The sequence below is a fragment of the Pseudomonas sp. NFPP07 genome, assembly GCF_900115645.1.
GTDB lineage: Bacteria > Pseudomonadota > Gammaproteobacteria > Pseudomonadales > Pseudomonadaceae > Aquipseudomonas > Aquipseudomonas chlororaphis.
Genome location: NZ_FOXG01000006.1, coordinates 231,609 through 258,254, shown reverse-complemented (window position 1 = coordinate 258,254; position 26,646 = coordinate 231,609). Strand labels below are relative to the sequence as shown.

22 protein-coding genes and 1 pseudogene are annotated in these 26,646 nt (G+C 63.0%); 9 read left to right on the top strand and 14 right to left on the bottom strand.

Annotation, left to right across the window (positions count from 1 at the left end; all coding sequences use genetic code 11):
• Nucleotides 1-46: 46 nt before the first annotated feature.
• From hutU to hutC, 3 genes are all read right to left on the bottom strand, one after another.
• On the bottom strand, nt 47-1,729 hold the full coding sequence (gene hutU, locus BM019_RS17105; protein ID WP_007925917.1) for a urocanate hydratase: 1,683 nt from the start codon (nt 1,727-1,729) through the stop codon (nt 47-49).
• A gap of 495 nt (nt 1,730-2,224) precedes the next feature.
• On the bottom strand, nt 2,225-2,797 hold the full coding sequence (locus BM019_RS17100; RefSeq protein WP_092418988.1) for a HutD/Ves family protein: 573 nt from the start codon (nt 2,795-2,797) through the stop codon (nt 2,225-2,227).
• A gap of 9 nt (nt 2,798-2,806) precedes the next feature.
• A complete protein-coding gene (gene hutC, locus BM019_RS17095; protein ID WP_239691088.1) occupies nt 2,807-3,475 on the bottom strand; it encodes a histidine utilization repressor in 669 nt (222 codons plus the stop codon).
• A gap of 188 nt (nt 3,476-3,663) precedes the next feature.
• On the opposite strand from hutC, the gene BM019_RS17090 reads away from it, so the two are divergent.
• The gene (locus BM019_RS17090) at nt 3,664-5,028 is read left to right on the top strand and encodes a formimidoylglutamate deiminase (protein ID WP_092418984.1); all 1,365 of its coding nucleotides are present in this window, start codon (nt 3,664-3,666) and stop codon (nt 5,026-5,028) included.
• Nucleotides 5,029-5,071: 43 nt separating this feature from the next.
• Here BM019_RS17090 and BM019_RS17085 read toward each other — a convergent pair whose 3' ends face one another.
• On the bottom strand, nt 5,072-5,641 hold the full coding sequence (locus BM019_RS17085; protein ID WP_009041786.1) for a lipocalin family protein: 570 nt from the start codon (nt 5,639-5,641) through the stop codon (nt 5,072-5,074).
• Between the two features lie 36 nt (nt 5,642-5,677).
• Nucleotides 5,678-5,932: a hypothetical protein gene (locus BM019_RS17080; RefSeq protein WP_007925924.1), complete on the bottom strand. Its 255-nt coding sequence runs from the start codon at nt 5,930-5,932 to the stop codon at nt 5,678-5,680.
• A 283-nt stretch (nt 5,933-6,215) separates the two neighbouring features.
• On the opposite strand from BM019_RS17080, the gene BM019_RS17075 reads away from it, so the two are divergent.
• From BM019_RS17075 to BM019_RS17065, 3 genes are all read left to right on the top strand, one after another.
• Nucleotides 6,216-8,108 carry a methyl-accepting chemotaxis protein gene (locus tag BM019_RS17075; RefSeq protein ID WP_204840180.1) on the top strand — a complete coding sequence of 631 codons (1,893 nt, stop codon included), beginning with the start codon at nt 6,216-6,218 and terminating at the stop codon, nt 8,106-8,108.
• Nucleotides 8,109-8,198: 90 nt separating this feature from the next.
• Nucleotides 8,199-8,471, top strand: coding sequence for a type II toxin-antitoxin system Phd/YefM family antitoxin (locus tag BM019_RS17070; RefSeq protein ID WP_009041784.1), 273 nt, complete (start codon nt 8,199-8,201; stop codon nt 8,469-8,471).
• Nucleotides 8,468-8,800: a type II toxin-antitoxin system RelE/ParE family toxin gene (locus BM019_RS17065; RefSeq protein WP_092418982.1), complete on the top strand. Its 333-nt coding sequence runs from the start codon at nt 8,468-8,470 to the stop codon at nt 8,798-8,800. The genes BM019_RS17070 and BM019_RS17065 overlap by 4 nt, the downstream gene beginning before the upstream one ends.
• Before the next feature lie 128 nt (nt 8,801-8,928).
• Here BM019_RS17065 and BM019_RS17060 read toward each other — a convergent pair whose 3' ends face one another.
• The 3 genes from BM019_RS17060 to BM019_RS17050 all read right to left on the bottom strand — a co-directional run bounded on the left by BM019_RS17060 (nt 8,929) and on the right by BM019_RS17050 (nt 13,194).
• Nucleotides 8,929-9,531 (bottom strand): DUF924 family protein, encoded by a 603-nt coding sequence (locus BM019_RS17060; RefSeq protein WP_092418981.1) that lies wholly within the window; start codon nt 9,529-9,531, stop codon nt 8,929-8,931.
• 3 nt (nt 9,532-9,534) lie between these two features.
• Nucleotides 9,535-10,545 carry a class 1 fructose-bisphosphatase gene (locus BM019_RS17055; protein WP_085533482.1) on the bottom strand — a complete coding sequence of 337 codons (1,011 nt, stop codon included), beginning with the start codon at nt 10,543-10,545 and terminating at the stop codon, nt 9,535-9,537.
• Between the two features lie 198 nt (nt 10,546-10,743).
• Nucleotides 10,744-13,194: a glycogen/starch/alpha-glucan phosphorylase gene (locus BM019_RS17050; RefSeq protein WP_062823929.1), complete on the bottom strand. Its 2,451-nt coding sequence runs from the start codon at nt 13,192-13,194 to the stop codon at nt 10,744-10,746.
• A gap of 265 nt (nt 13,195-13,459) precedes the next feature.
• Between BM019_RS17050 and BM019_RS17045 the strand changes: the two genes are divergently transcribed.
• Complete coding sequence (locus BM019_RS17045; protein ID WP_023970087.1) at nt 13,460-13,903, top strand: YkgJ family cysteine cluster protein; 444 nt, start codon at nt 13,460-13,462, stop codon at nt 13,901-13,903.
• Between the two features lie 270 nt (nt 13,904-14,173).
• Here BM019_RS17045 and typA read toward each other — a convergent pair whose 3' ends face one another.
• Together typA and thiI are read right to left on the bottom strand one after the other, a co-directional pair.
• Entirely contained in the window at nt 14,174-15,994 is a 1,821-nt protein-coding gene (gene typA / locus BM019_RS17040; protein ID WP_009041779.1) for a translational GTPase TypA, read from the bottom strand.
• A gap of 139 nt (nt 15,995-16,133) precedes the next feature.
• Nucleotides 16,134-17,588, bottom strand: coding sequence for a tRNA uracil 4-sulfurtransferase ThiI (thiI, locus tag BM019_RS17035; RefSeq protein WP_062823930.1), 1,455 nt, complete (start codon nt 17,586-17,588; stop codon nt 16,134-16,136).
• Nucleotides 17,589-17,918: 330 nt separating this feature from the next.
• Between thiI and glnA the strand changes: the two genes are divergently transcribed.
• The 4 genes from glnA (at nt 17,919) to BM019_RS17010 (ending at nt 22,772) form a co-directional block, all read left to right on the top strand.
• On the top strand, nt 17,919-19,325 hold the full coding sequence (gene glnA / locus BM019_RS17025) for a glutamate--ammonia ligase (RefSeq protein WP_007929953.1): 1,407 nt from the start codon (nt 17,919-17,921) through the stop codon (nt 19,323-19,325).
• Between the two features lie 174 nt (nt 19,326-19,499).
• Nucleotides 19,500-21,539, top strand: coding sequence for a toxin-antitoxin system YwqK family antitoxin (locus BM019_RS17020; RefSeq protein ID WP_092418980.1), 2,040 nt, complete (start codon nt 19,500-19,502; stop codon nt 21,537-21,539).
• An 86-nt stretch (nt 21,540-21,625) separates the two neighbouring features.
• Nucleotides 21,626-22,168 (top strand): chorismate mutase, encoded by a 543-nt coding sequence (locus BM019_RS17015; RefSeq protein WP_092418978.1) that lies wholly within the window; start codon nt 21,626-21,628, stop codon nt 22,166-22,168.
• 88 nt (nt 22,169-22,256) lie between these two features.
• Nucleotides 22,257-22,772, top strand: coding sequence for a DUF4124 domain-containing protein (locus tag BM019_RS17010; protein WP_092418976.1), 516 nt, complete (start codon nt 22,257-22,259; stop codon nt 22,770-22,772).
• Here the strand turns inward: BM019_RS17010 and BM019_RS17005 are convergent.
• From BM019_RS17005 to BM019_RS16990, 4 genes and pseudogenes are all read right to left on the bottom strand, one after another.
• Nucleotides 22,744-23,001: pseudogene (locus BM019_RS17005) on the bottom strand (methylated-DNA--[protein]-cysteine S-methyltransferase); the annotation flags it as partial. The gene BM019_RS17010 and the pseudogene BM019_RS17005 overlap by 29 nt on opposite strands.
• A gap of 33 nt (nt 23,002-23,034) precedes the next feature.
• Nucleotides 23,035-24,237 (bottom strand): 3-oxoadipyl-CoA thiolase, encoded by a 1,203-nt coding sequence (locus BM019_RS17000; protein WP_092418975.1) that lies wholly within the window; start codon nt 24,235-24,237, stop codon nt 23,035-23,037.
• A gap of 35 nt (nt 24,238-24,272) precedes the next feature.
• A complete protein-coding gene (locus tag BM019_RS16995) occupies nt 24,273-25,799 on the bottom strand; it encodes a 3-hydroxyacyl-CoA dehydrogenase (RefSeq protein WP_092418974.1) in 1,527 nt (508 codons plus the stop codon).
• A complete protein-coding gene (locus BM019_RS16990) occupies nt 25,796-26,590 on the bottom strand; it encodes an enoyl-CoA hydratase (protein ID WP_092418973.1) in 795 nt (264 codons plus the stop codon). Before BM019_RS16990 ends, BM019_RS16995 begins: the two co-directional genes overlap by 4 nt.
• Nucleotides 26,591-26,646 lie beyond the last annotated feature (56 nt).

The window sequence follows — 26,646 nt, the reverse complement described above, 5'->3', positions numbered from 1 at the left end:
CGTGCGACGGCTTCTTCCCTAATCCTGGCGGCAATCCGCCGGGAGCTTACTTGCCAGTGATCATCGGCAGGTTCAGGCCCTGTTCCTTGGCGCAGTCGATGGCGATCTGGTAACCGGCATCGGCGTGGCGCATGACACCGGTACCCGGGTCGTTATGCAGCACACGGGCGATACGCTCGGCCGCTTCGTCGGTACCGTCGCAGACGATCACCATCCCGGAGTGCTGGGAGAAGCCCATGCCGACGCCGCCGCCGTGGTGCAGGGAAACCCAGGTCGCGCCGCTGGCGGTGTTCAGCAGGGCGTTGAGCAGTGGCCAGTCGGACACGGCGTCGGAGCCGTCCTGCATCGATTCGGTTTCGCGGTTCGGGCTGGATACCGAGCCGGAGTCCAGGTGGTCGCGACCGATGACGATCGGCGCCGATAGCTCGCCGCTGCGCACCATTTCGTTGAACGCCAGGCCGAGCTTGGCGCGCAGGCCCAGGCCAACCCAGCAGATACGCGCCGGCAGGCCCTGGAAGCTGATGCGCTCGCGCGCCATGTCCAGCCAGTTGTGCAGGTGAGCGTCGTCCGGGATCAGTTCCTTGACCTTGGCGTCGGTCTTGTAGATGTCCTGCGGGTCGCCCGACAGCGCGGCCCAGCGGAACGGACCGATGCCGCGGCAGAACAGCGGACGGATATAGGCCGGTACGAAGCCTGGGAAGTCGAAAGCGTTCTCGACGCCTTCTTCCTGGGCCATCTGACGGATGTTGTTGCCGTAGTCGAAGGTCGGGATGCCCTGCTTCTGGAAGTCGAGCATGGCCTTGACGTGCACGGCCATCGATTGCTTGGCCGCCTTGACCACCGCGGCCGGCTCGGTCTTGGCGCGCTCGCGGTACTGCTCCCAGGTCCAGCCGGCCGGCAGGTAGCCGTTGAGCGGGTCGTGGGCGCTGGTCTGGTCGGTGACCATGTCCGGACGCACGCCGCGACGGACCATTTCCGGAAGGATTTCAGCCGCGTTACCGCACAGGGCGATGGAGATCGCCTTGCCTTCGGCGGTGTACTTGGCGATACGCGCCAGGGCGTCGTCCAGGTCTTTGGCCTGTTCGTCGACATAGCGGGTCTTCAAACGGAAATCGATGCTGGTCTGCTGGCATTCGATATTCAGCGAGCAGGCGCCGGCCAGGGTCGCGGCCAGAGGCTGGGCGCCACCCATGCCGCCGAGGCCGGCGGTCAGGACCCAGCGGCCCTTGAGGTCATCGTTGTAGTGCTGGCGACCGGCTTCGACGAAGGTTTCATAGGTGCCCTGGACGATGCCCTGGCTGCCGATGTAGATCCAGCTGCCGGCGGTCATCTGGCCATACATGGCCAGGCCCTTGGCATCCAGTTCGTTGAAGTGTTCCCAGGTGGCCCAGTGCGGTACCAGGTTGGAGTTGGCGATCAGCACGCGCGGGGCGTTGCTGTGGGTCTTGAACACGCCGACCGGCTTGCCGGATTGCACCAGCAGGGTCTCGTCGTCATTCAGGTTGGTCAGGCTCTCGACGATCTTGTCGTAGCACTCCCAGTTGCGCGCGGCGCGGCCGATGCCACCGTAGACCACCAGCTCTTTCGGGTTCTCGGCGACTTCCGGGTCGAGGTTGTTCATCAGCATGCGCAGCGGTGCTTCCGTCAGCCAGCTCTTGGCGGTCAGCTTGTTGCCGCGGGCAGCGCGAATTTCGACGTTCCGGTATTTCGTAGGTTTATTCTCAGTCACGAAAAAACTCCTCAGCGATCAATCCAAACCAACCCAGGCAGTGGGCGAGCGTGCCTGCGCGCAGGGCGCTGCGCAGCAAGCGAATCAGGGGACGCTGCGAAGAGTCTTCAGTGACTCATACGCATACGTCTTTACTTGTACATACAAGCATATGCAATCGATCGGCCAACTCATGGAATGAGCCTTCAAGAAAATCTCTGGAAATGCTGGAGAGGCCCTTGGATCAAGGGTTTCGGCGTCGATTATTTTTTCGCGGGGGATATGGCGAGAGGAGTGAGAGCTGTTACTTCGCCAGGGCTTTGCGCCACGCTGGGGCGTTCGGTAACAAATTGGTGCGCGAGGGAAACAACATCAGGAAGGGAGAGAAACAAGCCTTGTGTAGCCGCTGCCGAAGGCTGCGATCGGCTCCGAAGGAGACGCGCTCTTGCAGGCCCCGGAGGCTCTTCGAGTCGAGCGCGACCCCGGCCTATCGCAGCCTGCGGCAGCGGCTACAGGTCAGATGGCTGTCAGCTCGATCACGCAGCAAGCGCCGCTGACGCTGACTTCCCGCAAGCCGGGGTTACCGAGCAGTTGCAGGCAGTCATGGCGCTCAAGCAAGGCGGCGACACCGCCACCCAGGTCGGCGCGCATTTCCTCGGCCACGCTGAATACCAGCACCGTGCCGGCCTGGGTGAAGAAGCGCTGGCCACCCTGCAGCCATTGCAAGCGAGCGCTGTAGCGGTCCGGCGCGTAGATCAGGTTGAAGTCGCGAATCGGCCCGTCGATCAGGGTGCACGCGACCTGGCTGGCGCCACTGAAGGCAAAGGGGTCCAGCGGCAACAGTGCCCGGGTGTCCTCGCCGTCCACCGTCAGGGTCATGCCCGCGCCTTGCAGCACGGTAATGATCCGCTGGTAGCCGGCGAAGCTGGAGAAGCCGCCGGACTCGCCGATATCGGCGATCGACAACCGCCAGCCGAAACCTTCCAGGCCGACGCCGGCGTCCCGGGTGATCTCTTCGGTACTGCCACCGCCGTTCTTCCACGGCATGCGCGGGTAGTTGGCCGCGCGCAAAACGTTCAACTGAGTCATTGATGCCCCTTACTTATGAAACCGCCCTTCCAGGCTGTGACGAGAACCCGGGTGGATCAGGCGCGCGGCGGTCACCGGCTGGCGGCCGGACCAGGTCCGGCGGCGAATCAGCAGGCATGGCTCGCCGCGCTCGATCTGCAGCAACTTGCATTCTTCCGGCTCGGCCAGAATCGCCTCGACCACGTGCTCGCCCTCGGTCAGCGGCGCGACCTGGTTCAGGTAGGCGTAGGGGGTCTGCTGGGTGAAATCCTGCTTGAGGTAATCCGGCGCCACCAGCGCGTTGACGAAACGGTCCTCGATCTGCACCGGGATATCGTTTTCGAAATGCACGATCAGCGAGTGGAAGACCCTCTGCCCTTCGCGCATTTCCAGGGCCACGGCGCGCTCGGAACCGGCCGCCTCTTCACCCAGGGTGATGACCTTGCAGGTATGGCGATGACCGCGCGAGGCGATCTCGTCGGCGATGTTGTGCACCTCGAACAGCGCCGACTGGCTTTTCGGTTCGGCGACGAAAGTCCCCACGCCCTGCATGCGCACCAGCAGGCCTTCGGCGGTCATCTCGCGCAGGGCGCGGTTGATGGTCATGCGGCTGAAACCCAGCTGGCTGACCAGCTCGCTTTCCGAGGGAACGCGGTAATGCGGCGGCCAGTTTCCACTCTCGATCTGCTGGGTGATCATCTGCTTGACGCGGGCGTACAGGGGCGCCGGACTATCGCCCAGATGGGCGGCCAGCGGGGAGTTGGCGGGCGGAGTCGGCACGGGAAATCCTTGTTGGCTGAAGAAAGAGGCTAGCTTGCCGGAGTTTACCAAGCAGGCAAACGTCTGTATATGTATATACAAATAACACACGACGGGGTGCTTGAACCATGTCCGCCTTCTTTGCCGAACGCGCACTGCTGCCTAACGGATGGGCCAACAACGTACGTCTCGAGGTCAGCGCCGACGGCCTGTTGACCCACATCCAGGCCGATGCCAGCGCAGAAGGCGCCGAGCGGCTACAGGGCCCGCTGCTGCCGGGCATGCCCAACCTGCACTCCCATGCGTTCCAGCGGGCGATGGCCGGGCTGGCGGAAGTGGCCGGCAACCCCAACGACAGCTTCTGGACCTGGCGCGACCTGATGTATCGCCTGGTGGGCAAGATCAGCCCGGACCAGTTGGGCATCATCGCCCGTCAGCTGTACATCGAAATGCTCAAGGCCGGTTACACCTCGGTCGCCGAATTCCATTACGTGCATCACGACACCAACGGCCAGCCCTACGCCGACCCGGCCGAGCTGTCCCTGCGTATCAGCCAGGCCGCCAGCGCCGCCGGCATCGGCCTGACCCTGCTGCCAGTGCTGTACAGCCACTCCGGTTTCGGCGGCCAGGCGCCCAACGAAGGCCAGCGCCGCTTCATCAACAGCACGGAAAACTACCTCAAGCTGCAAAGCCGCCTGCAACCGCTGCTGGCCCGGCAACCGGCCCAGCAGCTGGGGCTGTGCTTCCACTCGTTGCGCGCGGTCACCCCGCAGCAGATCAGCGAGGTGCTGGCCGCCAGCGACAAGCAGTGCCCGGTGCATATCCACATTGCCGAACAGCAGAAGGAAGTCGACGACTGCCTGACCTGGAGCGGGCGTCGGCCGCTGCAATGGCTATATGAAAACACCGAGGTCGATCAGCGCTGGTGCCTGGTCCATGCCACCCACGCGAATGCCGAAGAAGTCAGCCTAATGGCGCAGAGCCGAGCGATTGCCGGCCTGTGCCTGACCACCGAAGCCAACCTCGGCGACGGGATTTTCCCGGCGGTGGATTTCCTCGCCCAGGGCGGCCGCATGGGCATCGGTTCCGACAGCCATGTGTCGCTGAGCGTGGTGGAAGAATTGCGCTGGGCGGAATACGGCCAGCGCCTGCGCGATCAACGCCGCAATCGCCTGTATCGCAGCGACCAGCCGATGGTTGGCCGGACCCTGTACGACGCCGCACTGGACGGCGGCGCCCAGGCCCTGGGGCAACCGATCGGCGCCCTGGAAGTGGGCAAGCGCGCCGACTGGCTGGTGCTCGACGGCAGCGATCCTTACCTGGCCACCGCCGAGGGCGACGGCATTCTCAACCGCTGGCTGTTCGCCGGTGGCGATCGCCAGGTGCGCGATGTGCTGGTCAACGGTCAGTGGGTAGTGCGCGACGGACGTCACGCAGGCGAGGAAGAAAGTAATCGGGCCTTTACCCAGGTGCTGCGCGACCTGCTCGGCTGAAGCTAGTCACCGCGGGAGCCAGCACGCTGGCTCCCGCATGGATTCACTTCGAGGTCTTGGCCATCGCCTTGTCCGACACGCGCCAGATCAGGCGAGTGGTGTCATAACCCTGCTGGCGCGCCCTGCTCAGCAGGTCCTCGCGAACCGCCTCGCTGACATTCGGCCGGCGCGACAACAACCACAGGTATCGACGATCCGGGTTGCCGACAATGGCGGTCTTGTAGTCGTCGCTCACATACAGCACCCAGTAGTCGCCCTTGGCCAGGCCCGGTATCAACCGGGAAAACCAGGTATCGAACTCGACCCACAGCTTGTCGGTTTTGTCCGGCGCCTGCGGCGTCGCGGTGCCCCGCACCTCTTCCCATTGCCAATTGGAGGTCAGGCAGCGGTTGAGTACCGCCATATTGCCTTCGGGCAACAGGGTGTAGCGGGCTTCGGATTGCGCGCAATTGCGCTGGAAATACATCGGCAAACGCGCCAGCTCGTACCAGGTCCCTTGGTAACGCTTGAGATCGACGTGATTAGCGGTCTTGGGCGCCAGTGAATCATCCCGGGAAGTGGCGCAACCGGCCAACAACAGACCGGCCAGAAGAGTGACTAGCAAACGCATCATTATTTTTCTCCCGTGGGCACGTGGCCCCGGTTTTTTTTACTTCAGGCCTTGCCCGGAAAACATCAGCACTTTGTCACCGGCGTACTGCACGCTGATAAAGCTGTTCTTGTCACCCCAGGTGCAGCTGGACATGCCCAGCGCGCCGGAACAATCGGTTGGTTTGCCCAGCAGTTTTTCAACTTCGGCCTTGGGCATGCCGGCCGACAGCTTGGAATAGTTTTCCTGATTGATCTTGCCGCATGCAGCCAACAGCACGCAGAACGACAACAGAGCGAGAGAACGCAGGGACATGGTGAAACTCCTGGGCGGACGGGGGGATGGCATGCTGCCAACCAGAAGCTTAGAAGAGAAAAGCCCCATCTGGTTCCCCAGCCAGACGGCTATTTATTGTGACGCAGCGCCCAGCATTTCCTCCCGAATCAACCACTTTGCGGGGGCAAAACGCATTTCGTCGGGCAGGCGTCGGCGCGCCTCATCTTTCATGATGGCCAGTCGACATAAACACAGCGCAAAAGCTGCCGCTATGGCAAATTGACACCCCCTCGCTGACCACCCTTTCGCGGTAGCTCACTTAATGACCAGAAACATGAAATTCAGCCATAAGATCCTGCTTGCCGCCGCTCTTGTGGTCGCCGTTGCGTTCGCCTGTTTTATCCTGTTCAACGACTATCGACAGCGCGAGGCCCTGCGCAGCAGCAACGAGTCCTCCATGCAGGAACTCGGCAGCCTGACCAGCAGCAACATCCAGACCTGGCTGGAAAGCCGTATCCAGTTGCTGCACACCCTGGCCCAGCAAATCGCCGTGGACGGCAGCGGCGCCGATGACCTGAAACGCAGCGTCGGCCTCCCCGCCTACGCCAGCAACTTCCAGCTCAGCTACTTCGGCGGCCAGGACGGCGCGATGCTCTCGGTCCCGGCGGGCAACCGCGCGCCCGACTACGACCCGCGCGCCCGTGGCTGGTACAAGGCGGCCAACTCGGCCCAGCAGACCATCGTCACCGAACCCTACATCGCCGCCTCTTCCGGCAAGCTGGTGATCACCGTCGCCACCCCGGTCCAGCACCAGGGCAGCTTCATCGGCGTCGCCGGGGCCGATATCGACCTGTCCAATGTCAGCGCCATCATCAACTCGCTGAATTTCGGCGGCCATGGCCAGGCGTTCATCGTCAGTGCCGGCGGCAAGATCCTGATCCACCCGGACAGCAAGCTGGTGCTCAAGAACCTCAGCGACGCCTACCCCAATGGCGCCCCGCAGGTCGGCCCGGGCCTGAAGGAAGTCGAGCTGGACGGCAAGACCCAGCTCATCTCCTTCACCCGCGTCAACGGCGTGCCGGCGGCGGACTGGTACGTGGCACTGGTGCTGGACAAGGACACCGCGTTCTCGATGCTCAGCGAGTTCCGCACCTCGGCGATCATCGCCATGCTGATTGCCGTAGTGATCATCATCAGCCTGCTGGGCATGCTGATCCGCGTGCTGATGCAGCCGCTGCACCTGATGGGCCGCGCCATGCACGACATCGCCGAGGACGAAGGCGACCTGACCAAGCGCCTGACCATCCATGGCCACGACGAGTTCGGCACCCTGGGCGTGTCGTTCAACCGTTTCGTCGAACGGGTTCACGGTTCGATCCGCGAAGTCGCCTCGGCCACCGGCCAGGTCAACGAAGTCGCCTTGCGGGTGGTCAGTGCCTCGAACTCGTCGATGTTCAACTCCGGCCAGCAGGCCTCACGCACCAGCAGCGTCGCCGCGGCGATCAACCAGCTCGGCGCCGCCGCCCAGGAAATCGCCCAGAACGCCGCCCTGGCGTCGCAGCACTCCAGCGATGCGCGCAACCTGGCCAGCGAAGGCCAGGCCGTGGTCGACCAGACCATCGCCGCCATGCAGCAGCTGTCGGCGAAGATCAGCGACTCCTGCGGCCATATCGAAACCCTGAACAGCAACACGGTGAACATCGGGCAGATCCTCGAAGTCATCACCAGCATCTCCCAGCAGACCAACCTGCTGGCCCTCAACGCCGCCATCGAAGCCGCCCGCGCCGGTGAGGCCGGCCGTGGTTTCGCGGTGGTCGCCGATGAGGTGCGCAACCTCGCCCACCGCACCCAGGACTCGGCGCAGCAAGTGCAGAAGATGATCGAGGAACTGCAGGTCGGCGCCCGCCAGGCGGTGGACACCATGACCGAAAGCCAGCGCGAGAGCACAAGCAGCGTCGGCATCGCCAACCAGGCCGGCCAGCGCCTGGGCAGCGTGACCCAGCGCATCGGCGAGATCGACGGCATGAACCAGTCCGTGGCCACCGCCACCGAGGAGCAGACCGCCGTGGTGGAATCGATCAACGTCGACATCACCGAGATCAACACCCTCAACCAGGAAGGCGTGGAAAACCTGCAGGCGACCCTGCGCGCCTGCGCCGACCTGGAGCAGCAAGCGGCGCGGTTGCAGCAGTTGGTGGGCAGCTTCCGGATTTAACGATCAGCAACACTCAACTCGTCTGGCGCGACGCACATAGGACTGAATAAAGACTAAACTCAGTCCTGCTTCCCCAGACGAGATGCTCCCATGAAGCTTTCTTCTCAGATCAAACCGATCAGTTACCTGAAAAGCCACACCGCCGAGATCGTCAAAACCATCACCGAAAGCCGTGAGCCCATGGTCATTACCCAGAACGGCGAGGCAAAACTGGTGGTCATGGATGTGAAAAGCTTCGAGCAGCAGGAAGAAACCATGGCGCTGCTGAAGATCCTCGCCCTCGGTAATCGTGAGATCGATGAAGGCCAATTCCGCGATGCGCAGGACGTGTTTGCCGACCTGGACCAGGCCGACCAGCCGTGACATTCAAGGTAGTGCTTCTGCATTCGGCGGAAACCGACCTCATCGAGTTGCGTACCTACCTCACCCAGCGGTTCTCCACCGCTACCTGGCACAACAGCTACAGCAGCCTGAAACAGGCCATTCGCCAACTGGCCACCCTGCCCTACGCCGGGGCGATTCCCGCAGAACTCGAACAACTGCATGTCGGCCACTACCGACAGATACTCTCGGGGATGAATCGAATCATCTATGAAGTACGAGACGCTACCGTCTACATCCATGTCATCGCCGATACCCGCCAAGACCTGCAAACCTTGCTGATGAAGCGGCTGCTGCGAGTCAGGCGCTAAGTATTCATGGGTCTTGAAGACCTATCGCGGGCAATCGAGCGTCGACCGGCCGCTCCTACAGAAGAACCCAAGCGTCCGTAGGAGCGAGACTTGCCCGCGCGCGATAGCGATTACGGAACGCAGAAGAACTAGAAGCTGGAACCCGGCTCGCGCAGGAACGCCAGTTCCTCCGGCGTCGATTCACGCCCGAGAATCTGGTTGCGATGGGGGAAGCGCCCGAAGCGGGCGATGATTTTCTGATGCCGTTCGGCGTAGTCCAGCAGATCGGCGAACACCGGTTGGTCGGCCAGCGGCTGCTCGTCGTGCAAGGCGGCAAACCTGGAGATCGCTTCGTTCTGCACCGCCAGGTTTTCGCAATGCTCGAACACCAGATAGATGAAGCTGCGCTGCATCGGCGCCAGCTGGCGGTCGAAATCCGCGGCAATGCCCTGGGCCACCAGCGCCTGGGCGCGCAGATCGCCGGCAAAACTCTTGGGGTTTTCGCGATACAGCATGCGCGGCAGCTGGTCGAGCAGCAGCACCAGGGCCAGCCAGCCTTGCGGGCGTTGCGCCCACTCGGTCAATCCGCCGGCCAAGGCCTGTTCCACCAGATCCCCGAAACGCTCACGCGCCTCGAGGTCCTGGCTGTCGCGCTTGCCAAACCACAGCCTGCCCTTTTCAGCCTTGATGTCCGCGGGTTTCTCGGCCGAACCGAACCACCAGTCGAGCAAGGGCTGCCAGGGCGCGGCCATGGGTTATTCCTTGTGGTAGGCGGTGACGCGGGCGACTTCTTCCTTCGAGCCGAGGAACACCGCTACGCGCTGGTGCAGGCCTTCAGGCTGGATGTCGAGAATGCGCTGGTGACCGTCGGTGGAAGCACCGCCCGCCTGTTCCACCAGGAACGACATCGGATTGGCTTCGTACATCAGGCGCAGCTTGCCCGGCTTGGATGGCTCGCGGCTGTCGCGTGGGTACATGAACAGGCCACCGCGGGTCAGGATACGGTGCACGTCGGCGACCATCGCGGCCACCCAGCGCATGTTGTAGTTCTTGTTCAGCGGGCCTTCTTCGCCTGCCAGCAACTCGCTCACGTAACGCTGCACCGGCGCTTCCCAGTGACGCTGGTTGGACATGTTGATGGCGAATTCCTGGGTGGTTTCAGGAATGGTGATGTCTTCGTGGGTCAGTACGAAACTGCCCATTTCGCGATCCAGGGTGAAGCCCTTGACGCCGTCGCCCAGGGTCAGCACCAGCATGGTCTGCGGGCCGTAGATGGCGTAACCGGCAGCAACCTGCTGGGTGCCTGGCTGCAGGAAGGCCTTTTCATTGAGCGGTTCGTTCTGGCTCAGGTATTCGTTCGGGCAACGCAATACCGAGAAAATCGTGCCGACCGGGGCGTTGATGTCGATGTTCGACGAGCCGTCCAGCGGGTCGAATACCAGCAGGTACGCGCCCTTCGGGTATTTGCCCGGGATCTGGTAGGCATTGTCCATTTCCTCGGACGCCATGCCGGCCAGGTGACCGCCCCATTCGTTGGCTTCGAGCAGGATCTCGTTGGAGAGCACGTCGAGCTTCTTCTGCACTTCGCCTTGGACGTTTTCAGTGCCCATGCTGCCCAGAACACCGCCCAGGGCGCCTTTGGACACGGCATGGCTGATCTCCTTGCAGGCACGCGCCACCACTTCGATCAGGAAGCGCAGATCGGCAGGAGTGTTGTTGCTGCGGGTCTGCTCAATCAAATAGCGACTCAGGGTAACGCGGGACATGGACGGCTCCGGAGGAATGGGGGGGCTAAAAACCCGCGCAGTTTAACGCGAGTCGGGGTGCATTTCCTCCTATGAGACGAGATCCGCCACAGAGAGTTCATGCATGGGGTTGAGCGTAGCCCGAAATCCGATCCGCAGACGTTGGCGCAGGCTGCGCTAGCCTGCGCCCTTTCGACACTACGGGGAGCGCCGAGCGGCCTATTCCAGAGCCTTCCAGATCTCCGTGGCGTACTCGCGAATGGTCCGGTCCGAAGAGAACCAGCCCATGCGCGCGCTGTTGAGCACCGCCGAACGCCACCATTGATTGCTGTCGCGCCAGCGCTCTTCGACATGCAGCTGGGCATTCCAGTAGGAGTCGAAATCGGCGCACACGTGGAAGCGGTCATAGTCGACCAGCGAATCGATCAGCCCGGTGTAACGGGCCGGATCGTCCGGCGAAAATACTCCGCCACGAATCGCCTGCAGCACATCGTTGAGACGATGGGAGGCGGCGATGTCCGGCACCGCGCTGAATTCGCCATTGCGTTTGCGTGCCTCCACCTGCTGGGCGCTGAGGCCGAAGATGAACATGTGCTCGGCGCCGACCCGCTCGCACATCTCGACGTTGGCGCCGTCCAGGGTGCCGATGGTCAGCGCGCCATTGAGGCCGAACTTCATGTTGCTGGTGCCCGAGGCCTCGAAACCGGCGGTGGAAATCTGCTCCGACAGGTCCGCCGCCGGGATGATGCTTTCGGCCAGGCTGACGTTGTAGTTGGGCAGGAACACCACCTTGAGCAGGCCGCGCACGGTCGGGTCGTTGTTCACCGTGCGGGCGATATCGTTGCTCAGCTTGATGATCAGCTTGGCCTGATGGTAACTGGCCGCGGCCTTGCCGGCGAAGATCTTCACCCGCGGCACCCAGTCGATTTCCGGCTCGGCGCGGATCGCCTGGTACAGCGCCACCGTGTGCATCAGGTTGAGCAACTGGCGCTTGTACTCGTGGATCCGCTTGACCTGGACGTCGAACAGCGCCGCCGGGTTGACCGCGATGCCCAGGCGTTCATGGATGATCGCCGCCAGCGCGCGCTTGCTGTGCAGGCGTTGCTCGGCGAACTGCTTGCGAAAGGCCGACTTCTCGGCGAAGGGTTCGAGCTTGAGCAACAGCTCCTCGGGGTTGTCCAGCAGCTCCGGGCCGACGGCTTCGACCAGCATCGCCGTCAGCTTGGGGTTGGCCTGGTACAGCCAGCGGCGGAAGGTGATGCCGTTGGTCTTGTTGTTGATCCGCTCCGGGTACAGCTTGTGCAGCTCGGAAAACACCGTGCTGCGCATCAGCTGGGTGTGCAGGCCGGACACGCCGTTGACGCTGTGGGAACCGAGAAACGCCAGGTTGCCCATGCGCACCCGGCGGCCGTTGTCTTCCTCGATCAGCGACACCGCGCGCAGCACGTCGAAGTCGTGGATGCCCTTGGCCCGCAGCGAATCGATGTGCTGGGCGTTGATCAGGTAAATGATCTGCATGTGCCGCGGCAGCATGCGCTCCATCAGGCCCACCGGCCAGGTTTCCAGGGCTTCGGGCAGCAGCGTGTGGTTGGTGTAGGCCAGGGTCTCGACGGTGATCTGCCAGGCCGCTTCCCAGGCGATGCCATGCAGGTCCACCAGCTGGCGCATCAGTTCGGCCACGGCGATCGACGGGTGCGTATCGTTGAGCTGGATCGCCGCATGCTCGCCGAGGCTGAGCACCGAATCGTGCATGTTCTTGTGCCGGCGCAGCAGGTCCTGCAGGGACGCGGAGACGAAGAAATACTCCTGGCGCAGGCGCAGCTCCTGCCCGGCTTCGGTGCTGTCCGCCGGGTAGAGCACCCGGGAAATGCTTTCGGCCCGGGCCACCTCGGCCACCGCGCCCAGGTGGTCGCCGGCATTGAAGCGTTCCAGGTGCAGGTCTTCCATGGCTCGGGCGCGCCACAGGCGCAAGGTGTTGACGCTGGCGCCACGCCAGCCGACCACCGGGGTGTCGTAGGCCACCGCGCGCACGGTTTCCGCCGGCCACCAGACCTGCCGGGTATGGCCGGCCTCGTCGGTGACGGTCTCGACGCTGCCGCCGAAGCCGATCGAATAGATCACTTCGGGGCGCTCGAACTCCCAGGGGTTGCCGAAGTCCAGCCAGTGCTCGGTCTGCTCCTGCTGCCAGCCATCGACGATGGCCTGGCGGAACAAACCGTGTTCATAACGAATGCCGTAGCCATGGCCGGCGATGCCCAGGGTCGACATGCTTTCCATGAAGCACGCCGCCAGCCGGCCGAGGCCACCGTTGCCCAGCGCCGCATCCGGCTCCAGCAGGCGGATGCGCTCCATATCGACGCCCAGGTCGTTCAGCGCATCGCGCGCCACGTCCAGCAGCCCGAGGTTGCTCAGGCTGTCGTAGAGCAGGCGACCGATGAGGAATTCCAGGGACAGGTAATAAACGCGCTTCTGGCCTTTGCGGTAGATCTGCCGCGTATGGTCCATCCAGTGCTCGACCATGTGATCGCGCGCCGCCAGGGCGATGGCTTCGAACCAGTCATGGTCGAAGGCGTGGTCCGGGTCTTTGCCCACCGCGTAGGTGAGTTTGGTCAGGACGGCATCGCGAAAAGCGGCCACCTCAGCGTCACGAACTTGCAGTTCCTGAGTCATGAATACGACCTCGAGCGAGATAGACAGTGAGCATGGAATTGTCTGAGCCTAGTCGGTCTGACAGGAGCCAAAGACTCTGGTTCGGTGCGTCTTGCGATTGCCCGAGCAGAGGCGGCGTCTTCCGCGGCAGCTGGCAAAAATGATGCAGATGCCGTGCCGACCCTCGCACTCCCCTTGGGCAGGCGTAAATTCCGTTAAATGGTTGTTCAAAAATCCACCAGTACCGGTATGATCGCGCGCCCTGATACACACGCTGGAAACAAGCCTGATGAAGTCCAACCTGATCGCCGCCGCGGAAATCGACCGACTCGATACCTGGGCCAAGTATTCCGCGCCCATGTGCGGCTCCTGCATGTCCAGCTGCTGCACCCTGCCGGTGGAGGTCAAGATCAAGGATCTGATCCGCATCGGCATCGTCGACGAATTCGAGCGCGGCGAGCCGGCGAAGAACATCGCCAAGCGCCTGCAGAAGGAAGGCATCGTCGAGCGCTACAACCAGAAGTCCGAAATCTTCACCCTGCAGCGCATGAGCAACAACGACTGCCTGTATCTGGATCGTAAGAGCCGCCTGTGCACCATTTATGACAAGCGCCCGGACACCTGCCGCAACCACCCGAAGATCGGCCCGCGCCCGGGCTATTGCGCGTACAAGCCCAAGCCGGTGGAGCGCCCGACCAACACCAGCAGCCGGACCCTGGAACGCTTCTGAGCCCCGGCCTGTGCCTGCAACTCCGTTCCCCACGTAACCCTGCCGCCCTGTAGCCGCTGCCGAGCCTTGGCGAGGCTGCGAACGGCTGCAAAGCAGCCGCAGTACGGGCCACTGCAGAGTTTCAGATACACCGTTTTACGACCGCTACGCGGTCGATCGCAGCCTCGCAGGCTCGGCAGCGGCTACAGGACCCGAGCTTTTTCACAGATCAAAAAAAAACGCCCCCGGCCTTTCGACCGGGGGCGTTTTTATTCAGCCTGAACTAAAGGATCAGTTCTTGGCTTTCTTGGCAGCGCGGGTACGCTCGCCTTCGTCCAGGATCTTCTTGCGAAGACGGATGGACTTAGGAGTCACTTCACACAATTCATCGTCCTGGATGAATTCCAGAGCCTGTTCCAGGGTGAAACGAACCGGCGGAACCAGGGCGATGGTTTCGTCCTTGCCCGAAGCACGCATGTTGTCGAGCTTCTTGCCTTTGGTTGGGTTCACGCCCAGGTCGTTGTCACGGCTGTTCAGACCAACGATCTGACCGTTGTAGATTTCCTGGCCGTGCTCGACGAACAGCTTGCCGCGCGCCTGCAGGGTTTCCAGGGAGTAGGTCAGGGCCTTGCCGGTCTCGACCGAAACCAGTACGCCGTTCTGACGGCCGGACATGTGGCCGGACTTCATCGGAGCGTAGCGATCGAAGATCGAGGTCAGGATGCCTGCACCGTTGGTCAGGGTCAGGAACTGGTTACGGAAACCGATCAGACCACGGGCTGGAATGTTGTATTCCAGGCGTACACGGCCCTTGCCATCCGGAACCATGTTGCTCAGGTCGCCCTTACGCAGACCCATTTCTTCCATGACCTTGCCCTGGGATTCTTCAGGGATGTCGATGGTGACGTTTTCGAACGGTTCCTGCTTCACGCCGTCGACTTCACGGATGATCACTTCAGGACGGCCAACGCCCATTTCGAAACCTTCGCGACGCATGGTTTCGATCAGTACCGACAGGTGCAGCTCACCACGGCCGGAAACCTTGAACTTGTCGGCCGAGTCGCCTTCTTCAACGCGCAGTGCAACGTTGTACAGCAGCTCTTTGTCCAGACGTTCCTTGATGTTACGGCTGGTCACGAACTTGCCTTCTTTACCGCAGAATGGCGAGTCGTTGACCTGGAAGGTCATGGAAACGGTCGGCTCGTCGACGGTCAGCGGCTTCATCGCTTCGACAGCGGTTGGATCGCACAGGGTGTCGGAGATGAACAGCTCGTCGAAACCGCTGATGCAGACGATGTCGCCGGCAGCCGCTTCTTCAACGTCCACACGGTGCAGACCATGGTGACCCATCAGCTTCAGGATACGGCCGTTGCGCTTCTTGCCGTCGACGTCGATAGCGACAACCGGGGTGTTCGGCTTGACGCGACCGCGAGCGATACGGCCAACGCCGATCACACCCAGGAAGCTGTTGTAGTCCAGAGCGGAGATCTGCATCTGGAACGGACCGTCACGGTCAACGGCCGGAGCCGGAACGTTGTCGACGATCGACTGGTACAGCGGGGTCATGTCTTCGGCCATGTCGGTGTGGTCCAGACCGGCAATACCGTTCAGGGCCGAGGCGTAGACGACTTTGAAGTCCAGCTGTTCTTCGGTGGCGCCCAGGTTGTCGAACAGGTCGAAGATCTGGTCCAGAACCCAGTCAGGACGCGCGCCTGGACGGTCGACCTTGTTGATGACCACGATCGGACGCAGGCCGGCTTCGAACGCCTTCTTGGTCACGAAACGGGTTTGCGGCATAGGGCCGTCTTGAGCGTCGACCAGCAGCAGAACGGAGTCGACCATCGACATTACGCGTTCGACTTCGCCGCCGAAGTCGGCGTGGCCCGGGGTGTCCACGATGTTGATGTGGTAGCCGTTCCAGTTGATGGCGGTGTTTTTCGCCAGGATGGTAATACCGCGCTCTTTTTCCTGGTCGTTGGAGTCCATCACGCGCTCGTCGTTGAGCTCGTTGCGCTCCAGGGTGCCGGATTGACGCAGGAGTTTGTCTACCAGGGTGGTTTTACCGTGGTCAACGTGAGCAATGATGGCGATGTTGCGTAGATTTTCGATCACTTGTGTATCTCGATCAGAGGATTCGGTGTGCTGACAACTGCTGGCAGCGATTAACAATAGAGTCCGGCAAGGCCGTTACAGCTTGACGGTGGCGTCGGGGGGCCGGTGACGCAAGCCACAGGCAAACAGCCCCGGGCACTTAGCTCGGTCTATAAACGCGCACATTGGCATGTCCCTCACTGAGCAGATGGTGAGCATGCAGGCGACTCATGACGCCTTTGTCGCAATACAGCAGGTACTGGCGAGTAGGGTCCAGTTCCTTGAAGCGTGCATTCAATGCATAGAACGGCAGCGCTTTTATCTCGATGCCAGAAAGTGTCAGCGGGTCGTCTTCCTGAGCATCCGGATGACGGATGTCGATCACGATCTGGCCCGCCAGCGCCTCGCTGACTTCTTCGATCTGCAAATCCTGGCCCAGTTCGTCGATTACCCGATCGATCGGCACCAGTTTGGCCCGCTCGATCGCACGCTCGAGCACCGCCATGTCGAATTCTTTCTCTTCATGCTCCACGCGATGGCGCTTGGCGTGGGTCTTGGGGTTCACCGAGATGACCCCGCAGTACTCCGGCATGTGCTTGGCGAAATCGGCGGTGCCGATTTCGTTGGCCAGGTCGATGATGTCCTGCTTGTGGCTGGCGATCAGCGGGCGCAGCACCAGCTTGTCGGTCACGCAGTCGATGACCGAGAGGTTCGGCAGGGTCTGGCTCGACACCTGGGAAATCGCCTCGCCGGTGACCAGCGCGTCGATGTGCAGGCGGTCGGCGATGCTCGACGCGGCACGCAACATCATACGCTTCAAAATGACGCCCATATGACTGTTGTCGACTTTGCCGAGGATTTCGCCGAGCACTTCCTCGAACGGCACGCTGACGAACAGCACGCGCTGGGAGCTGCCGTACTTCTTCCAGATATAGTGCGCGACTTCCATCACGCCCAATTCGTGGGCACGCCCGCCCAGGTTGAAGAAGCAGAAGTGGCTCATCAGGCCGCGACGCATGATCTGGTAGGCCGCCACCGTGGAATCGAAACCGCCGGACATCAAAACCAGGGTCTGTTCCAGGGCGCCCAGCGGGTAACCGCCGATGCTGTTGTGCTGGCTGTGGATCACGAACAACCGTTGGTCGCGAATTTCCATCCGCACTTCGATTTCCGGTTCTTTCAGGGAAATCCCGGCGGCGCCGCACTGCCGACGCAGCTGGCTGCCGACGTATTTCTCCACATCCATGGAGCTGAATTCATGCTTGCCGGCACGCTTGCAGCGCACGGCGAAAACTTTCCCCGCCAGCGCCTCGCCAAAGTGCTGCTTGCACTTGGCGACGATGTCGTCGAAGTCGCCCAACGGGTACTCATCGACCTGCAGGAAATGCGCGATGCCCGGCATGCAGCTCAGGCGCTCGGTCATCTCCTTCAAGGCTTTCGGCTCGCTGACGGCGGTTTCCAGCTCGAGGTTGTCCCACACACCATTGACCACCACAGCCGGGTCCAGATCGCGGAGCACGGCACGGATGTTCTTGGCCAGCTGACGGATGAAACGCGTCCGTACCGGGCGGCTCTTGATGGTGATTTCCGGGAAAACTTTAACGATTAGTTTCATGAAAACAGCGCGCGCTGGGCCAGCCGAAAAAGGGGGGCGCGGATTATAGCGGAAATTGCTCAAGGTTTAACCAATTAATGTGCACTCGGTTTTTCATGCACCAAAACAGGTCATCGCCAGATAAAAACGCAACATTGCGGTGCGTCGATTTGCCAATCTGGCCCAAATAGCGCCCGGAATGCGTGAGTTTGGGGCATAAAACCCAACTCAGGGCACTGGCATGCAATTTGCTCCCTTGTGAGGCAGGTTGCCATGGCAGAGTATCTGCGCCGGCATCACCCACATTCTAAGGGCACACCAACACTCGCCCGAAGCCACCCGGAGGACACTATGTCGAAGTCGGTTCAACTCATCAAAGATCATGACGTCAAATGGATTGATCTGCGCTTCACTGACACCAAAGGCACTCAGCACCACGTGACCATGCCGGCCCGTGATGCGCTGGATGACGATTTCTTCGAAATCGGCAAAATGTTCGACGGTTCCTCCATCGCTGGCTGGAAAGGCATCGAAGCCTCCGACATGATCCTGATGCCGGTTGACGAAACCGCCGTCCTGGACCCGTTCACCGAAGAGCCGACCCTGATCCTGGTCTGCGACATCATCGAACCTTCGACCATGCAGGGCTACGATCGCGACCCACGCGCCATCGCCAAGCGTGCCGAGGAATACCTGAAGTCCACCGGTATCGGCGACACCGTATTCGTAGGTCCAGAGCCTGAGTTCTTCATCTTCGACGAAGTGAAGTTCAAGTCCGACATCTCCGGCTCCATGTTCAAGATCTTCTCCGAGCAAGGCTCGTGGATGTCCGACCAGGACGTGGAAGGCGGCAACAAAGGCCACCGTCCAGGCGTCAAGGGCGGCTACTTCCCGGTTCCTCCGTTCGACCACGACCACGAGATCCGTACCTCCATGTGTAATGCCATGGAAGAAATGGGCCTGGTCATCGAAGTTCACCACCACGAAGTGGCGACTGCCGGCCAGAACGAAATCGGCGTGAAATTCAACACCCTGGTCAACAAGGGCGACGAAGTTCAGACCCTGAAGTATTGCGTGCACAACGTGGCCGACGCCTACGGCCGCACCGCTACCTTCATGCCTAAGCCTCTGTACGGCGACAACGGCTCGGGTATGCACGTGCACATGTCCATCTCCAAAGATGGCAAGAACACCTTCGCTGGCGAAGGTTATGCCGGCCTGTCCGACACCGCCCTGTACTTCATCGGCGGCATCATCAAGCACGGTAAGGCCCTGAACGGTTTCACCAACCCTTCGACCAACTCCTACAAGCGTCTGGTCCCAGGCTTCGAAGCTCCGGTCATGCTGGCCTACTCGGCTCGCAACCGTTCCGCTTCGATCCGTATCCCTTACGTGTCGAGCCCTAAAGCCCGCCGTATCGAAGCACGCTTCCCGGATCCGGCTGCCAACCCATACCTGGCCTTCGCTGCCCTGCTGATGGCCGGCCTGGACGGTATCCAGAACAAGATCCACCCTGGCGACGCCGCCGACAAAAACCTGTACGACCTGCCGCCTGAAGAGGCGAAAGAGATCCCACAAGTTTGCGGCAGCCTGAAAGAAGCCCTGGAAGAGCTGGACAAAGGTCGTGCGTTCCTGACCAAAGGCGGCGTTTTCAGCGACGACTTCATCGACGCTTACATCGCCCTGAAAAGCGAAGAAGAAATCAAGGTCCGTACCTTCGTACACCCACTGGAATACGAGCTGTACTACAGCTGCTGATCCGGTAGCGCCGCCCCACGCGGCGTGACATGCTACGTAACAAGAAAAAGGCCTCCCTCGGGAGGCCTTTTTTATTGCCCGCCCATCGCCCCGGAGCATTCCCCCGGGCCAACCATCCATGGATAATCCGCGCCTCTCGCGCCCTCTGTCAGGCGCCTCGACGAAGGGATTCGTATGCAGTGGACTCGCTCTCTCGGCCTGATCGCCTGCCTGGCGTTCGGCAGCACCCAGGCCGCTCCTTTCTATGCCGATAAATCCCTGGCCCACCCGCTGATCACTGGCCTGGCGGAAAGCTCGGCGACCCTGGCCTTTATCAAGCAGGGTGGCGGCGTCAAAGGTTATTACTCGGTCGACCCGGACGAGAGCCAGCCGCAGCTGCTGGACGACTTCGGCGATGCAACCATCGAGTCGGTGTTCAACATCGTCCTGGATGATGAGTCCCTGACCCGCCTGGTGCTGTTCAAACAGCGTGGCCAATACCGCCTGCATGCCTATCGCTATGACGAAAACGACCACCTCTATCGGCGCCTGGAGAAACTGCAGCCCGCCCTGGAGCGCATCGCCAAAGACCGCAAGAAACTCGATGCCCCGACGGTGAAACAGGCCCTGCGCCAACTGACACCGCTGAACTACAGCGTCTTCTACGAAGACTCGGGTTTCGACGAGTTCAACCAGATCGACCATTCGGCCGGCACCCTGGTGGGTTACTTCGACCAGAACGGGCAGCCCATCACCGCCAGTCCGCCCGGAGCTGAGCAGTACAGCTATAAAAAGACCTTTGCCGAAAAGGACGGGCGCTTTCTCACCGCCACCTACTGGCGCGGCGAAACGCCTGCGCTGGAGGGCGAGCCCTTGCTGTACAACTACCGGGCCAGCCGCATCGCCTGGGAAACCGAACCGCAGCGTTTCACTGGCAGTGAGGACGGGCCTTCCGTGGCCTACTCCAATTCCGGTGCCGTTGCCGCCCAGGGGACTTACGCCAAGGGCCGACGCACTGGCGAGTGGGGTATTGCCGGACCGCACAACATCTGGTCCCAGGGTCGTTATATCGATGGCAAACGCCAGGGCCAGTGGAGCCTGGCCAATGAGAGCGAAGGCTACTTCATGACCGGCGAATATCGTGACGACCTGCGCGAAGGCCGCTGGGCCATCAACCTGGCGGAGTCCGAAATACCCGAGAACGGTGGTTTTGTCACTTTTGCCCGGGACCTGCGCAATGGTCCCAGCGAAGAGCGTGAAGACGGCGTGGTGGTCGAACGCGGCGACTACCTCGACGACCTGCGCCAGGGCCCCTGGCTAACCAGGGAAGGCACCGGCAATTTCGACCAGGGTTTGCGTAGCGGCCCATGGCAACTCAAGGCCGCCGAAGGCCATACCCACAGCGTCGGGTTTGTCGCCGACAAAATGGAAGGCGAACTGCGCGATACCGACACCAAGGGGGTATTGCGGGTGATCGAGCACTATCGCGGCGGCATTCTCTGGGGCACCCAGGAGGGCTACAACGACGCCGGCCAGTTGATGTACTCCTACAACTACGAGAACGGCCAGCGCGAGGGCCGTTCGCTGATCTACAGCGCCGATGGCAAGGTGCTGCTGTCGGACATGAGTTATCACAATGGCAACAAGCAAGGGCCCTACCTGACCTTCCTCGCCGACGGTTCGCCCGCCACCATCGGCCGGGTCGAAGGCAGCGATTTCATCGGCCTGATGACCCAGCTGGACGAGTATGGGCAGATATTCTCCGCCACACCCCGCTGCCGCTTCGAAAGCTACAGGAGCGAAGTGCAGAACTGCGGCATGGCCCGTGAGTTCAGGCAAGGCCGGGTCACCAGTGAGCGCGACTACCTGTTCGGCGAGTTGCAGGAATACCGCGAATACGATGCCCAGACCGGGCGCAAGATCCGTGAGCGCGTCATCGGCGCGGACGACAAGGTCAGCGAAATCACCTACTACGACAACGGCCAGATCGATTGCCAGGTGAACAAGGTCGGTTTCGAGTGGATGACCATCAACCAACAGCGGCTCAAGAACCATGGCAAGGCCAAGCTGGCCGGCGAACAGCTGTGCTATCACCGCAACGGCGCGATCAAGAGCCGCGAGTTGATCGACAACGGCTTGAGCGCCTGCCGGATCGTCTATGACGAAAGCGGCCAGCGACTGTCTTCCAGCCCGACCAATTGCGGGGCGCCCGCGACCGCCGCGGCCGGCCAATGAACCACCTTGCACCCGGCGCTTGCCAGGCACTGCGGTTTTGCGTGCATCATGGCCGCCGATTTGTCCCCAAGAAGCCGAGACCGCCCATGACTTCGCGATTCTGCCTTGCCCTGTTGACCCTGTTGCTGGCCGGCAATGCCTGCGCCGCCCCTGCCACCCTCGGCCCGCTGTTGGCCAGCATCGAAGAACGCCTGGCCATCGCCGACCAGGTGGCCCTGAGCAAATGGGACAGCCACAAACCGGTGGAAGACCGCCCGCGCGAGCGTGAGGTGATTGCCGGCGCGGTGGCCCAGGCGCCGGCCTACAAACTCGACGGCGCGGCGGTGGAACAGTTCTTCGCCGCGCAGATCGAGGCCAACAAGCTGGTGCAGTACGCCCATCTGTCCGAATGGACCTTGCAAGGCCAGGCACCGGACGCCCCGCGCCCGGATCTGGTGGGGCAGATCCGCCCGCAACTTGATCGGTTACAAAAACGCCTGCTGCAGCAACTGGCGGATTTCAGCCCCCACCGCAATGACCCGCAGTGCCCACAATGGCTGGCCCAGGCCACCCACGAAGGTGATCGGGCACCACTGCGCCAACTGGCGCTGGTCCGCGCCACCGCCGAGCTTTGTGTGTTCAAAGGTTGAAGCGGCGAACCCGGGCCCGGTCCGCGGCTCTATGCTGGAGGCACTTCCATCCTTGAAGCCGCCGACCCCAGCGCCCAGGAAAGCCGCCATGCGTGTGCACTGTCTCTACCTGCTGTTGCTGACCGCCCTGCCGGCCGCCGCGCAGATCTACCGCTACACCGACGCCCACGGCAATACCGCCTACAGCGACCAGCCGCCGGCCGGCGTGTCCGGTCAGGCCGTCGAGCTCGCGCCGCTGAATCGCATCGAGGCACCCCGGCCGCTCACACCGCCCGGCGTCGAGCCTGAACAGACGCCACCCTCCAACGCACCGACCTATACCACCCTGGAGCTGAGCGGCGTACCGAACGGCGGCGTGATCCGCGCCAACAACGGCACCTTCAATATCGAGGTCCGTCTGCAACCGTCCCTGCACAACGAGCATCGCCTGCGCCTGCTGCTGGACGACCAACCCTATGGCCAGCCCGGCAACCTGCCGAACCTGCAACTGGTGAATATCGATCGCGGCGAGCACCGCCTGGCGGTGCAAGTGCTCGATGGCGAGCGGGTGATCCAGCAAAGCCCGACGCTGACCTTCACCCTGCAACGGGTTCATCGACCCTGAGGTGTTGTCGCGCCTGAATCTGCGAATACAGGCGCCGCTCATGCTCAAGCAGCCAGCGTTTGCGCCAGAGCCCGCCGCCATAACCGGTGAGCGAACCGTCGGAACCTATCACCCGGTGACAGGCAATCACGATGGCGATCTGATTGGCGCCATTGGCCCGGGCCACGGCCCGCACGGCGGAGGCCGAACCGATGCCGCTCGCCACCTCGGCATAACTGCGGGTAGTGCCCGGCGCGCAACAACGCCGAGCGGTAGATCCGCCTCAGGCGCGCTCGATCACCATGGCCACGCCCTGGCCCACGCCCACGCACAGGCTGACCACGGCGTAACGCTGGTTGTTGCGTTGCAAGGTGCGGCAGGCGCTCAACACCAGCCGGGCGCCGGACGCACCCAGTGGGTGGCCGATGGCGATGGCACCGCCATTGGGGTTGACCCGCGGATCGTCGAAATCCAGGTCCAGGGCCTTGAGGCAAGCCAGCACCTGTGGCGCGAATGCCTCGTTGATCTCGATCAGGTCGAGCTGCTCCAGGCCGATGCGGGCCCGCTGCAGCGCCAGCAGAATCGCCCTGTGCGGGCCGATACCCATGAACTGCGGCTCCACGCCGACCGACGCCGATGAGAGGATTCGCGCCATGGGAGCGACCCCATGTTGCCTCCCGATCTCACGGCTGCCGAGCAGCAACACCGCCGCGCCATCGTTGATCCCTGAAGCGTTGCCGGCGGTCACCACGCCCTCCGCGAACAGCGTCGGCAAGCGCGACAGGGCCGCCAGGCCGGAGCCGGGGCGCGGATGTTCGTCATCACAGACGGTCGAGACCGGGCCCTTGCGCCCGGCCGTCACCTCGACGGCCATGATCTCGCCGTCCAGCACCCCGGCCAGCAAGGCCGCCTGGTAACGCGCCTGGGAAGCGGCGGCGAAGCGATCGGCGTCCTCGCGGCTGATGGCATAGAGTCGGGCCAGGTTATCGCCGGTCTCGGGCATGCTGTGGTTGCCATAGCGCTCCACCAGCCGCGGGTTGGCGAAACGCGCGCCGATGGTGCTGTCGGCCACGTCCAGGCTTCGGCTGTAGGCACTCTCGGCCTTGGCCATGATGAAGGGCGCCCGGGACATGCTCTCGACCCCGCCGGCCAGGTACAGCCGGCCTTCGCCGCAGGTGATCGCCCGGGCCGCGTCGATCACCGCCGACAGGCCACTGGCGCACAGGCGGTTGACCGTCTGCCCGGGTACGCGCCAAGGCAGCCCGGCGCTGAGCAAGGCATTGCGCGCCAGGTTGCGGCTGTCCTCGCCGGCCTGGTTGGTACACCCGAGGATCACCTCTTCCAGCGCCTCGGCCGGTAGCCCCGAGGTTTCCAGCAAACGCACCAGCAACGGCCCCACCAGGTCGTCCGGGCGCACGCTGGCGAGGCTGCCGCCATGCCGGCCGAAGGGGGTGCGCAAGCCGCTGTAGATATAGGCATCAAGCATGAAAGGACTCTCGCAGCACTAGGGATCGGCAGGCCTCAGGCCGGCAGCGGGTTTTCCGGCTGGCGCAGGGACAGGCCCAGCAGGGCCCGACGGCGCAACCAGCCGCTGGGGCGATAACGCGGGTCGCCCGTGAGTGCGTGCAGGCGCTCGAGGATCTGCAGCAGGCGCTCGGGGCCCAGTTGGTCGCCCCACTCCAGCGGCCCCAGCGGATAGCCGAGACCCAGGCGTACCGCCGCGTCGATATCGGCCACCGAGGCGATGCCCTGCTGGGCGATATCGCAGGCCAGGTTGACGATCGACGCCAGGGTGCGCTGGACGATGAAGCCGCAGCTGTCGCGGATCATCGTCACCGTGCCGCCGTCGGCGCTGAACAGCGCGTGGGCGGCGTGCTGCATGTCTTCGCGGGTCGCCGGGTTGAGCATCAGGCAGCGCTGGCTGTCGAGCGCGGTCAGGGTGTCGATCGCCACGGTGCGCGACGGGTCCGTGGCATGGCGCAGGGCCGCCTCGGTGGCGTCATCGCCCAGTGGCGCCACCAGGCACAAGGCCGAGGTGGAAGGTCGCAGGCCGTTCTCGACCCGGGCCCCCAGGCGTTCGAGCAGGTCCAGCAGACGCAGCCGGCCGACCTCGTCGTCGGCAACGATCCACACCGGCGGCAGTGCCGCGCAGTGGGGCACGGCCTGTGGCGGGCGCCGCGTATCGCCTGGCTCGTCATAGAGGTAGAAGCCCTGCCCGCTCTTGCGCCCCAGGTGCCCACCCGCCAGCATCAGCCGCAGCACGGGATGCGGCCGATAACGCGGTTCCTCATAGAACTGCCGGTAGACCGACTCCATCACCGGCACGCTGACATCCAGTCCGATCAGGTCGAGCAGCTCGAACGGCCCCATGGCGAAACCGGCGCTGTCGCGCAGCAGCGTATCGATCAGCCACGCTGGGGCCACGCCCTCGCTGAGGATGCGCAGCGCCTCGGTGCCAAACGCCCGCCCGGCATGGTTGACGATAAAACCGGGAGAATCCTTGGCCCGCGCCGGGTAGTAGCCAATGGCGCGCACCAGCTCCTGCAAGCGGGCGCCGACGGTGGTGGCAAGGCCGTCGATCACCTCGACAATGCGCATCCGTGGCACTGGATTGAAAAAATGCAGGCCGGCGACGCGCTCCGGATGGCGGCAAACCGAGGCAATCGCGGTGATCGACAGCGACGAGGTATTGCTCGCCAGGATCGCGCTCGGCGCCAGCACCTCCTCCAGTTGCCGAAATAGCTGCTGCTTGGCCTCCAGGTCCTCGACTATCGCCTCGATCACCAGTTGGCAGTCATGCAGCACTTGCAGGCTGTCGACCACTTCCAGGTTGAGCATGGCCGCCGCGGCGTCCTGCGGGGTGATGCGGGCCTTCTCGATCTGCTGGGCGAAGATCGTCGCCAGCTGTTCCCGGGCCGTGCCCGCGGCCCCCGGGTGCGCATCGAACAAAAATACCTTGAGCCCGGCCATGGCCATGACCTGGGCGATGCCCCGGCCCATGGCCCCGGTGCCGACCAGGCCGATGCGTTGCAATGGTTGTGTGGTCATTTCCCCTGGTACTCCGGTTTGCGTTTCTCAAGAAAGGCCTGCATGCCTTCGCGTTGGTCATGGGAGCCGAACAGCAGCTGGAAAGCCTTGCGCTCCAGCACCAACGCCTGCTCCAACGGCAGGTCCATGCCGGCCAGCACCACCTCCTTGATCTGCGCCACGGCCAGCGGCGGCATGCCGGCGATGCTGGTGGCCAGGGCCAGGGCTCGCGGCAGGGTTTCGCTGTCCGCCACCACCTCGCTGACCAGGCCCAGGCGCAGCGCCTCGTCGGCCGGGACCTGGCAGCCGGTGAGCAGCAGGCGCAGCGCCTGGAACTTGCCGATGGCGCGCAGCAGGCGCTGGGTGCCCCCCGCCCCGGGCATCACCCCGACCTTGATTTCCGGCTGGGCAAAACGCGCCGAGTGGCCGGCGACGATCAGGTCGCAATGCATCGCCAACTCGCAGCCACCGCCCAGGGCGTAGCCATTCACCGCGGCGATGACCGGCTTGCGGCACGCCGAGATGGCTTGCCAGTGGCGCTCGGCATGCCGGGCATAGAGCTGCAGCGCGCTGGCGTTCACCAGCTCGCTGAGGTCGGCGCCGGCAGCAAACACCGTATCGCCGCCGGTGAGCACCACGACCCGGGTCTCGGGGCAGGTATCCAGGCGGCGAAAGTGCTCGGCCAGCTCCTCGCGCAGCGCCATGTTCAGCGCGTTGAGGGCCTGCGGGCGGTTCAGCCGCAGCAGCGCCACGCCCGGCGCGGGGCGCTCCAGCAGGACCAGGGGTTGAGGGCTAACGGACTCGGAATTCATGGAGTCTCCTGATGCAGATAGGAACCTGAGAAGCGCGCCAGAGGCCCGGCCGGGAC

Excerpts from the sequence above, each read along its gene's own strand:
- BM019_RS17100 (WP_092418988.1), bottom strand. The coding sequence starts at position 2,797 with ATGACTCAGTTGAACGTTTTGCGCGCGGCCAACTACCCGCGCATGCCG.
- hutC (WP_239691088.1), bottom strand. The coding sequence starts at position 3,475 with ATGATCACCCAGCAGATCGAGAGTGGAAACTGGCCGCCGCATTACCGC.
- BM019_RS17090 (WP_092418984.1), top strand. The coding sequence starts at position 3,664 with ATGTCCGCCTTCTTTGCCGAACGCGCACTGCTGCCTAACGGATGGGCC.
- BM019_RS17085 (WP_009041786.1), bottom strand. The coding sequence starts at position 5,641 with ATGATGCGTTTGCTAGTCACTCTTCTGGCCGGTCTGTTGTTGGCCGGT.
- BM019_RS17080 (WP_007925924.1), bottom strand. The coding sequence starts at position 5,932 with ATGTCCCTGCGTTCTCTCGCTCTGTTGTCGTTCTGCGTGCTGTTGGCT.
- BM019_RS17075 (WP_204840180.1), top strand. The coding sequence starts at position 6,216 with ATGACCAGAAACATGAAATTCAGCCATAAGATCCTGCTTGCCGCCGCT.
- BM019_RS17070 (WP_009041784.1), top strand. The coding sequence starts at position 8,199 with ATGAAGCTTTCTTCTCAGATCAAACCGATCAGTTACCTGAAAAGCCAC.
- BM019_RS17060 (WP_092418981.1), bottom strand. The coding sequence starts at position 9,531 with ATGGCCGCGCCCTGGCAGCCCTTGCTCGACTGGTGGTTCGGTTCGGCC.
- BM019_RS17055 (WP_085533482.1), bottom strand. The coding sequence starts at position 10,545 with ATGTCCCGCGTTACCCTGAGTCGCTATTTGATTGAGCAGACCCGCAGC.
- BM019_RS17050 (WP_062823929.1), bottom strand. The coding sequence starts at position 13,194 with ATGACTCAGGAACTGCAAGTTCGTGACGCTGAGGTGGCCGCTTTTCGC.
- thiI (WP_062823930.1), bottom strand. The coding sequence starts at position 17,588 with ATGAAACTAATCGTTAAAGTTTTCCCGGAAATCACCATCAAGAGCCGC.
- glnA (WP_007929953.1), top strand. The coding sequence starts at position 17,919 with ATGTCGAAGTCGGTTCAACTCATCAAAGATCATGACGTCAAATGGATT.
- BM019_RS17020 (WP_092418980.1), top strand. The coding sequence starts at position 19,500 with ATGCAGTGGACTCGCTCTCTCGGCCTGATCGCCTGCCTGGCGTTCGGC.
- BM019_RS17015 (WP_092418978.1), top strand. The coding sequence starts at position 21,626 with ATGACTTCGCGATTCTGCCTTGCCCTGTTGACCCTGTTGCTGGCCGGC.
- BM019_RS17010 (WP_092418976.1), top strand. The coding sequence starts at position 22,257 with ATGCGTGTGCACTGTCTCTACCTGCTGTTGCTGACCGCCCTGCCGGCC.
- BM019_RS17000 (WP_092418975.1), bottom strand. The coding sequence starts at position 24,237 with ATGCTTGATGCCTATATCTACAGCGGCTTGCGCACCCCCTTCGGCCGG.
- BM019_RS16995 (WP_092418974.1), bottom strand. The coding sequence starts at position 25,799 with ATGACCACACAACCATTGCAACGCATCGGCCTGGTCGGCACCGGGGCC.
- BM019_RS16990 (WP_092418973.1), bottom strand. The coding sequence starts at position 26,590 with ATGAATTCCGAGTCCGTTAGCCCTCAACCCCTGGTCCTGCTGGAGCGC.